Origin of the sequence: Streptomyces sp. SID9727, assembly GCF_010550605.1 — a bacterium.
Lineage (GTDB): Bacteria > Actinomycetota > Actinomycetes > Streptomycetales > Streptomycetaceae > Streptomyces.
This window is the reverse complement of record NZ_JAAGNI010000391.1, coordinates 1-8,358: the sequence shown is the minus strand read 5'-3', so window position 1 is coordinate 8,358 and position 8,358 is coordinate 1. Positions and strand designations below refer to the sequence as shown.

The window sequence follows — 8,358 nt, the reverse complement described above, 5'->3', positions numbered from 1 at the left end:
CGGAGAGGGCGGAGACGGCGGCGGTGGCGGCGTCGCGCTCGCGGGCGGGCGGCGGGGCGGCGCCCTCGCGGGCCAGGACATGGCCCAGGAACCGTTTGCGGGACGCGGCGACCAGCAGGGGGCGGCCGAGGGCGTGCAGCGCGTCGAGCCCGGCCAGCAGCGCCAGGTCGTGCGGGGCGTCCTTGGCGAAGCCGAGCCCGGGGTCGATCACGAGGCGTTCCGGGGCGACGCCGCCGGCGACCACCGCGTCCATCCGGGCGCGCAGCTCGTCGGTGACCTCGCCTACCACGTCCCCGTACACCGCCCGGCTGTTCATCGACTCGCTGAAGCCGCGCCAGTGCATGACGACGAACGGCGCGCCGGCGGCGGCGACCACGGGGACCATGTCCGGGTCGGCCTGGCCGCCGCTGACGTCGTTGACCAGGACCGCGCCGGCGGCGATCGCCTGCTCGGCGACGCGGGCGCGCATGGTGTCGACGGAGACCGTGACGCCCTCCGACGCCAGGCCCCGGACGACCGGGACCACCCGGCGCAGCTCCTCGGACTCGTCGACCCGGCTGGCGCCGGGGCGGGTGGACTCGCCGCCGACGTCCACGAGGTCGGCGCCCTCGGCGACCAGGTCGAGGCCGTGCTTGACGGCCCTCGTGGTGTCGAACCAGCGGCCCCCGTCGGAGAAGGAGTCGGGGGTCACGTTGACGACCCCCATGACCGCGCAGCGGTCCCACTCCGACAGACCCTGGACCGTCCCGCGCAACGTACTCATATGACCAGCGTAGGCCCGTACGGGACGCCCTTACGCCGGACGGGCGTCCTGCCCGCCCGCCTGGGGCCGGGCGTGGGCGCAGGGGCGGCGGGGGGCGGACCGCAGGGGACGGGGGAGGGCGAGGTGGACGAAGCCCTCGGCCTGCATCGCGGCGAACGAGATGCGCGGCAGGTCGCGGGCGGTGCGGTAGACCACGAAGCGGGGCTCCCAGCGCGGCCGGAACTTGGCGTTGAACTTGTACAGCGACTCGATCTGGAACCAGCGCGAGAGGAAGATCAGCAGCCCGCGCCAGACCCGCAGGACGGGCCCCGCGCCCAGCTTCTCGCCCCGGGCGAGCGCCGAGCGGAACATCGCGAAGTTCAGCGAGACCCGGTTGATGCCGAGCCGGGGCGCGGCCTGGAGCGATGCGACGATCAGGAGTTCGTTCATGCCGGGGTCGGCGGAGCGGTCGCGGCGCATGAGGTCGAGGGACATGCCGTCGCTGCCCCAGGGCACGAAGTGGAGCACGGCCTTCAGGTCGCCGTACGGGGAGTCGGCGCTCTGTTCGTCCGCCTTGTGGGCGGTGGCGATGAAGCAGTCCCGGTCGGCGGTGTCGCCGATCCGGCCGAGCGCCATGGAGAATCCGCGTTCGGTGTCGGTCCCGCGCCAGTCGGCGGCGGCCCGGCGGATGCGGGCGAGTTCTGCCTCGCCGATGTCGGCCACGCGCCGGACGCGGGTCTCGTAGCCGTTGCGCTCAATGCGCTTCACCATCTGGCGTACGTTGCGCATCGCGCGCCCGGCGAGGGAGAAATCCGCGACGTCGACCACCGCCTCGTCGCCCAGCTCCAGGGCGGTGAGTCCGGTCTCGCGGGTCCAGACCTCGCCGCCGGTCTCGCCGCACCCCATGACGGCGGGAGCCCAGGAGTGCGCCCGCGCCTCGTCCATGAAGCGCTCGATCGCCCCGGGCCACGCCTCCACGTCGCCGATCGGGTCGCCGCTGGCGAGCATCACGCCGGAGACCACGCGGTAGCAGACGGCGGCCTTGCCGCTGGGGGAGAAGACGACGGCCTTGTCGCGGCGGAGCGCGAAGTGGCCGAGCGAGTCGCGTCCGCCGTGCCGCTCCAGCAGGGCGCGCAGCCGGGCCTCGTCGTCCTCGGTGAGCCGGGCGGCCGGGTGCTCGGGGCGGAAGGCCAGGTAGATGGTGGTGACGGCGGTCAGCAGGCCGAGGGCGCCGAGCGAGCATCCGACGGTCCAGGAGGTGTCACCGGAGTAGTCGACGGGCCCCTCGAAGCCGACGAGGCCGTACAGCACGTGCTGGAGGCGGTCGGCGATGCTGGGGCTGCCGACCAGGCGGCGGGGGTGGGCGCTGACGATGACCAGACCGAGGCCGAGCGAACCGGCGCCGAGCAGGACGAAGTTGGCCAGGGCCCGCCACCGGCTGCGCGGGTCGGGCAGGGCGGCGAACTCGCGCCGGTGACGTACGAGCAGGTAGCACAGCGTCAGCGAGACCAGGGCGCCGAGGACCGAGTGCCGGTAGCTGAACTGGGCCAGCGCGCCCGCCGGGAGCAGGACGACGGCGGCGCGCCAGGCGCGGCGCTTGTGCCGCTTGAGGCCGTGGGCCAGGAGGAGCAGCAGGACGCCGGCGCTGAGCGAGAGCGCGGCGGCGAACGGGCCGAGGGCTCCGGGGAGCACCTCGGCGAGGGTGTGCATGCGGCTGTGCCGGAAACGCGGGAAGACTCCGGCGGCGACGTCGATCAGCCCGACGGCGGTGCACGCGGTGCCGACGAGCGCGGGCACCGACTCCGGCCGGGGCCCGCGCACGAACGTGCGTGCGCGAACCGGAACCGATCCTGATTTATCCCCATCTAGCGTGACAGACATCGCTTCCCGTGGTTCCGCGAGAGATTTCCTGGAGTCCGGTGGCCGGAGCCCCGCGGACGATGTGCGACCTCTAGGACGATCCTTCCGGGCCGCGGGTTCACCCGCTGCCCGGAAATTTCCTGACAGAAAGTTCACCCGTCATGGGCCTTACGGGCAAACCGGTGCTGTTCCTCGCCATCGCGCTGGCCGTCGTGCTGTTCACCGTCACCGTCTGGTGCTGGCCGAGGCTCGCCCGGCGCAGCGCGGCCGCCGTGTCCGGCCGGGTGGGCATGCTGCTCGCGACCCAGGTGGCGGTGTTCGCCACGGTCGGTCTGCTGGCCAACAACAGCTTCCTGTTCTACGGCTCCTGGGCCGATCTGTTCGGCCGCAAGCAGGAACTGGGCGTGGTCACCGACCACGCGGCCGGGACGCTGGCGGCGAAGAACATCGTCCGGGTGGGCTCGCAGCGGCCGGACGTGCCGGGCGGGGCGCTGCCCGGGGTGGGCGGCCGGATCGACAAGGTCGTGATCGCGGGGAAGCACTCGGGCATCGAGAGTTCGGCGTACGTGTATCTGCCGCCGGAGTACTTCCAGCCGGCGTTCGCCCGGCGGAAGTTCCCGGCGGTGGTGGTGCTCACCGGCTACCCGGGCACCTCGGAGAACCTGATCAAAGGGCTGCGCTATCCGCGTACGGCACTCGAACGGGTGAAGGCCGGACGGGCGCAGCCGATGGTCCTGGTGATGCTGCGTCCCACGGTGGCGCCGCCCCGGGACACCGAGTGCGTGGACATCGAGGGCGGTCCGAAGACGGAGACGTTCTTCGCGGACGACGTGCCCCGGGCGGTGTCGGCCGGGTACCGGGTCGGGAAGCGGGCCCGCAACTGGGGCATCATCGGCAACTCGACGGGCGGCTACTGCGCGTTGAAGATCGGGCTGAACCACCCGGGCCGGTACACCGCGAGCGCCGGGCTCTCCGCCTACTACAAGGCGGCCGAGGACCCGACGACGGGCGACCTCTTCCACGGGGACGAGGCGGCGCGGCGCCGCGCGGACCTGCTGTGGACGCTGGACAACCGGCCGCAGCCGGACTCCTCGTTCCTGGTGACGACCTCGCGCCAGGGCGAGGCGAACTACGCCGACACGCAGAGGTTCGTGGGCAAGGTGAAGCAGCCGGCGCAGGTGTCCTCGATCGTGCTGGACAGCGGCGGGCACAACTTCAACACGTGGCGCCGGGAGATCCCGGCCGCGCTGGAGTGGCTGAGCAGCCGGCTGAGCGAGAGCTGAGGGGCGGGCTCAGCCCTTGGCGGCCTCCGTGACACCGGTGACGCTCTCGACCTCGACCTCCGCGCGGGGGACCGCGCGGCCGTCCGCGCCGACCGAGCGGCGCAGCGCCTCGTGCAGGCGGGCCGGGGTGAGCACGCCCAGGAAGCGGCCCTCGCCCGCCTCGTCGATGACGGCGATCCAGCCGGCGTCGTGCTGGAGCATGGTGGCGAACGCCTGCTTGAGCGGGGCGCCGAGGGGAAGCCACGCCTCCATGCGGCGGGCGTGGTCGCGGACGGCACCCTTGGCGCCGGTGCGCGCGTCACCGGCGGGGATCCAGCCGTGCAGGTGCTCGTCGCGGTCCAGGACGACGGCCCAGCGGGCGCCCTCCGCGCGGAGGCGGTCGGTCGCGGTGGACAGCGGGTCGTCCAGGTGGACGACGGGCGGGTGGTCGAGGTCGCTCTCCTCGACGGGGGTGACCGAGAGCCGTTTGAGGCCCCGGTCGGCGCCGACGAAGTCCGCGACATAGGCGTTGGCGGGGGCGCCGAGCACGGTGGCGGGGGTGTCGAACTGCTCGATCGAACCCTGCCCGTAGACGGCGATGCGGTCGCCGAGACGGACCGCTTCCTCGATGTCGTGGGTGACGAACAGAACGGTTTTGCGGACCTGTTCCTGGAGTCTCAGGAATTCGTTCTGAAGGTGCTCGCGCACCACGGGGTCGACCGCGCCGAACGGTTCGTCCATCAGCAGGACGGGCGGGTCGGCGGCCAGCGCCCGCGCGACGCCGACGCGTTGGCGCTGGCCGCCGGAGAGCTGTTCCGGATAGCGGTCGCCATAAACGGAAGGATCGAGTCCGACAAGGTCCAGGAGTTCGGCGGCGCGGGCGCGCGCCTTTTGGCGTTTCCAGCCGAGCAGATGGGGAACGGTGGCGGTGTTCTCCAGGACCGTCCTGTGCGGAAAGAGGCCCACTTGCTGGATCACATAGCCGATGCGACGGCGCAGTTGGACGGGGTCGATGGCGGATATGTCGTCCCCGTCGAGGAATATCCGGCCGTCGGTCGGTTCGATCAGCCGGTTCACCATCTTCATGGTGGTCGTCTTGCCGCAGCCCGACGGTCCCACGAGCGTGACCAGTTCACCCTCGGCGACCTCGAAGGAAAGGCCGTCGACGGCGGTGGTGCCGTCCGCATACCGCTTGGTGACGTGCTCGAAACGGATCATGGTTCCCCATTGTCGCGGGTGTTCTGTGAAGGACATGTTGCTGGAACACAACGGCTCCGGCGATTGTCAGTGGTCGAGGATAGGCTCACCGGACGTCAGTACGAGAGGGCGAACGGGAGGTGGGGGGACGGATGGCCGGACAGAACTGCCTGGTGACGAACGACTGGATCTGCGGGGAGTATCTCCGTTCCCGCAGCCAGGAGTTGACGGACGCCACCGTCCAGCACATCTGGATCACCGCCGTCTCGGTCGCGATCGGTGTGGCCGTCGCCTTCCCGCTGGCGCTCCTCGCACGCAGGGGCCGCCGGTTCGCCGGACCGGTCCTCGGGCTGACGACGGTGCTCTACACCGTGCCGTCGCTCGCGATGTTCTCGCTTCTGCTGCCCCTGTTCGGGCTCTCCGCCGCCCTGGTGGTCACCGGGCTCGTGCTGTATTCGCTGACCATCCTCGTGCGCAACATCCTGGCGGGCCTGGAGGCGGTGCCCGAGGAGGCGAAGGAGGCCGCGCACGGCATGGGGTACGGGCCGGTCCGCCTGCTGTGGGAGGTGGAGCTGCCGCTCGCGCTGCCCGCGCTGATGGCGGGGATACGGATCGCCACGGTGTCCACGATCGCGCTGACGACGGTCGGTTCGATCGTCGGCCGGGGCGGCCTGGGCAATCTCATCGAGGACGCGCTGCCGAGCTTCTTCAAGGCGCAGGTGCTGGCCGCCTCGGTGCTCTGCGTGCTGCTCGCGGTCGTCGCGGACCTGCTGCTGCTCGGTCTCCAGCGGCTGCTGACGCCCTGGACGCGCATACGTGCCGCCGCGCCCGGCCCGGCGAAGGCGGAGGCGGTCTGACATGGGAGTTCTCGGGGACGCCTGGACCTGGCTCACCACCGGTGCCAACTGGTCCGGGGAGAGCGGGGCCGCCCACCGGCTGGGCGAGCATCTGTACGTCAGCGGGGTGGCGCTCGCCCTGGCCTGCGCCGTCGCCCTGCCCCTCGCGCTGTACCTGGGCCACATCAGGAAGGGCGGCGCCCTCGCGGTCAACCTGGCCAACGTGGGGCGCGCGGTGCCCGTCTTCGCGGTGCTGGCCCTCTTCATGGTCTCGCCCCTGCGCAACGCGGGGTACATACCGACGATCATCGCCCTGGTGCTGTTCGCCGTGCCGCCGCTGCTCACCAACGCCTACGTGGGGATGACCGAGGTGGACCGCGCGGTGGCGGAGGCGGCACGCGGGATGGGCATGTCGGGCGGCCAGCTCTTCCTGCGCGTCGAGCTCCCCCTCGCGTACCCGCTGATCATGACCGGGCTGCGCTCGGCGGCCGTCCAGGTCGTGGCGACGGCGACCATCGCGGCCATGGTCGGGCAGGGCGGCCTCGGCCGCATCATCACCGCCGGGTTCAACACGTACGACACCGCGCAGGTGGTGGCGGGGGCCCTGCTGGTCGCCGTGCTCGCCCTGCTGGTGGAGGCGGTCCTGGTGGCCGTCGACCGCCTGCTGTCCCCGCTGCGCCGCCGCCGGCCGGCCTGAGCCCCCGGCCCACCCGACTCGTCACCCATGTCGCACATCCACCACTTGTCGCATACGGCGTCGCCGCCGTGGACGGAGAAGAACATGACCAGGACCTCACGCGTGACCGGCGCCGTCATCGGCATCCTCGCGCTCGCGGGCTCGCTCGCCGCGTGCGGCGGGGACAGCCTGGAGGAGGACAAGGGCGCCCCGGCCGCGGGCCAGGACTCCGGCAAGAAGGGTTCGCTCGTCGTCGGCGCCGCCGCCTTCACCGAGTCCAAGGTGCTCGCCGAGCTGTACGCGCAGATCCTCGGGGACGCCGGTTACAGCACCTCGGTCACCACCGTGAAGAACCGCGAACTGTACGAACCCTCTCTGGAGAAGGGCGAGATCGACGTCGTTCCGGAATACGCGGCGACGATCGCGGAATTCCTCAACGCGAAGGCGAACGGGGCGAAGGCCGCCGAGGCGAAACCGGTCGCCTCGGGCGACACCGCCGCGACCGTCGCCGCCCTCAAGAAGCTCGCCGAGCCGCGCGGACTGAAGGTCCTTCCGGCGGGGAAGGCCGTCGACCAGAACGCGTTCGCGGTGACCAGGGAATTCGCCGACAAGCACAAGCTGAAGACCCTTTCCGATCTCGGCGCCGCGAAGATCGGCGTCAAGGTCGCGGCGGGCGACGAGTGCGAGGTGCGGCCCTTCTGCGCACCCGGGCTCGAGAAGACGTACGGCATCGACGTCACCGGAATCGACCCCAAGGGCGTCGGCACCCCGCAGTCGAAGCAGGCGGTGAAGGACGGCAAGGACCAACTCGTCCTGACCACCACCACCGACGCCGTGCTCGACACGTACGACCTGGTGTTCCTGGACGACGACAAGAAGCTCCAGAACGCGGACAACGTCCTGCCCGTCCTGAACGCCAAGGACGCCGGCGACCAGGAGATAGCCGACGCGCTCGGCAAGCTCACCGGCGCACTCACGACCGAGGACCTCGCACAACTGAACCGCAAGGTCGACGCGGAACGCGCCAAGCCGGCCGATGTGGCCCGCGAATATCTCCAGTCGAAGGGGCTGATCAAGAAGTAGCGAAGGCGCCCGGAGAACGGGCAGCGGGAGCCGCCGGGTAACTTGCCGGGCACAGATTGCCGGGCGGCTCCCCAAGTACGCCGCGCACACGGTAAATTTCGGACCATGCCACGTGGACGCCATCGCCATTCGCCACCACTGCACAGAATCCTTCCGCCTTCGGCAGTCGCCGGAGCGTCGGCCGCCTGTGCCGCGGGAGCCTGGCTGCTGACCGAACCCATGGTCCTGCGCGCGCTGGTCGCGGCCGCGGCGGCGGCCGCCGTCACCGGCGCGGTCCTCATGCGCGGCTGGGACCGCGAGGCGGGCCGTCGCGTCGCCGAGCTGACGCGCGCCCGCGCCAGTGACGAGTGGCGGGCCGAGGAGCGCGCGGCGGAGCTCGAAGCGGATCTGGAGGAGGCACGGGAGATCCGTGCCCGCCTGGAGACGAAGCTGCGCCGCAAGCGCGTCGAACTGGCCGGTCTGCGGGGCGAACACGCCGCGCTGCTGCGGCGGTACGCCAACGCGGAGACCGAGCGCGCCAGCGTCCTGGAGAGCCGGCGGAAGCTCGCGATCGAGGCGACCGCGCCTGCCCGCGCCCTGCCCCCCGCCCGCTCCACCCCCACCCCCGACGCCTACGCCCGCGCCGCCCGGGCGCTGGCCGACCTCCCGCGCAACGCGGCGCTCCAGAAGGCCCGCCGGATCGCCGAGGACGCGGCCCGGCAC

The 8,358-nt window shown here is 71.9% G+C and carries 7 protein-coding genes and 1 pseudogene; 5 read left to right on the top strand and 3 right to left on the bottom strand.

The genetic code is table 11. The features are described from left to right. Both folP and G3I41_RS27720 read right to left on the bottom strand, forming a co-directional pair. Positions 1 to 706, bottom strand: a 706-nt coding sequence (gene folP / locus G3I41_RS27725) for a dihydropteroate synthase (RefSeq protein ID WP_203601750.1), incomplete at its 3' end; no start/stop codon positions are given. Between the two features lie 87 nt (positions 707 to 793). Continuing rightward, a complete protein-coding gene (locus tag G3I41_RS27720) occupies positions 794 to 2,623 on the bottom strand; it encodes a phosphatidylglycerol lysyltransferase domain-containing protein (RefSeq protein ID WP_203601749.1) in 1,830 nt (609 codons plus the stop codon). Between the two features lie 140 nt (positions 2,624 to 2,763). Here G3I41_RS27720 and G3I41_RS27715 point away from each other — a divergent pair, with 140 nt between their 5' ends. Beyond that, positions 2,764 to 3,885, top strand: coding sequence for an alpha/beta hydrolase-fold protein (locus G3I41_RS27715; protein ID WP_164403109.1), 1,122 nt, complete (start codon positions 2,764 to 2,766; stop codon positions 3,883 to 3,885). Positions 3,886 to 3,894: 9 nt separating this feature from the next. Here G3I41_RS27715 and G3I41_RS27710 read toward each other — a convergent pair whose 3' ends face one another. After that, on the bottom strand, positions 3,895 to 5,082 hold the full coding sequence (locus tag G3I41_RS27710; RefSeq protein WP_164403108.1) for a betaine/proline/choline family ABC transporter ATP-binding protein: 1,188 nt from the start codon (positions 5,080 to 5,082) through the stop codon (positions 3,895 to 3,897). A 131-nt stretch (positions 5,083 to 5,213) separates the two neighbouring features. Between G3I41_RS27710 and G3I41_RS27705 the strand changes: the two genes are divergently transcribed. The 4 genes and pseudogenes from G3I41_RS27705 to G3I41_RS27690 form a co-directional block, all read left to right on the top strand. Next, a complete protein-coding gene (locus G3I41_RS27705; RefSeq protein ID WP_164403107.1) occupies positions 5,214 to 5,918 on the top strand; it encodes an ABC transporter permease in 705 nt (234 codons plus the stop codon). Position 5,919: 1 nt separating this feature from the next. Further along, complete coding sequence (locus tag G3I41_RS27700) at positions 5,920 to 6,594, top strand: ABC transporter permease (RefSeq protein WP_164403106.1); 675 nt, start codon at positions 5,920 to 5,922, stop codon at positions 6,592 to 6,594. Positions 6,595 to 6,678: 84 nt separating this feature from the next. Beyond that, on the top strand, positions 6,679 to 7,656 hold the full coding sequence (locus G3I41_RS27695; RefSeq protein ID WP_164403105.1) for an ABC transporter substrate-binding protein: 978 nt from the start codon (positions 6,679 to 6,681) through the stop codon (positions 7,654 to 7,656). Positions 7,657 to 7,761: 105 nt separating this feature from the next. Next, positions 7,762 to 8,358, top strand: a pseudogene (locus tag G3I41_RS27690) (hypothetical protein); the annotation flags it as partial.

Bases quoted from the DNA above. Each gene is read 5' to 3' on its own strand.
- G3I41_RS27720 (WP_203601749.1), bottom strand. From the start codon at position 2,623: ATGTCTGTCACGCTAGATGGGGATAAATCAGGATCGGTTCCGGTTCGC.
- G3I41_RS27715 (WP_164403109.1), top strand. From the start codon at position 2,764: ATGGGCCTTACGGGCAAACCGGTGCTGTTCCTCGCCATCGCGCTGGCC.
- G3I41_RS27710 (WP_164403108.1), bottom strand. From the start codon at position 5,082: ATGATCCGTTTCGAGCACGTCACCAAGCGGTATGCGGACGGCACCACC.
- G3I41_RS27705 (WP_164403107.1), top strand. From the start codon at position 5,214: ATGGCCGGACAGAACTGCCTGGTGACGAACGACTGGATCTGCGGGGAG.
- G3I41_RS27700 (WP_164403106.1), top strand. From the start codon at position 5,920: ATGGGAGTTCTCGGGGACGCCTGGACCTGGCTCACCACCGGTGCCAAC.
- G3I41_RS27695 (WP_164403105.1), top strand. From the start codon at position 6,679: ATGACCAGGACCTCACGCGTGACCGGCGCCGTCATCGGCATCCTCGCG.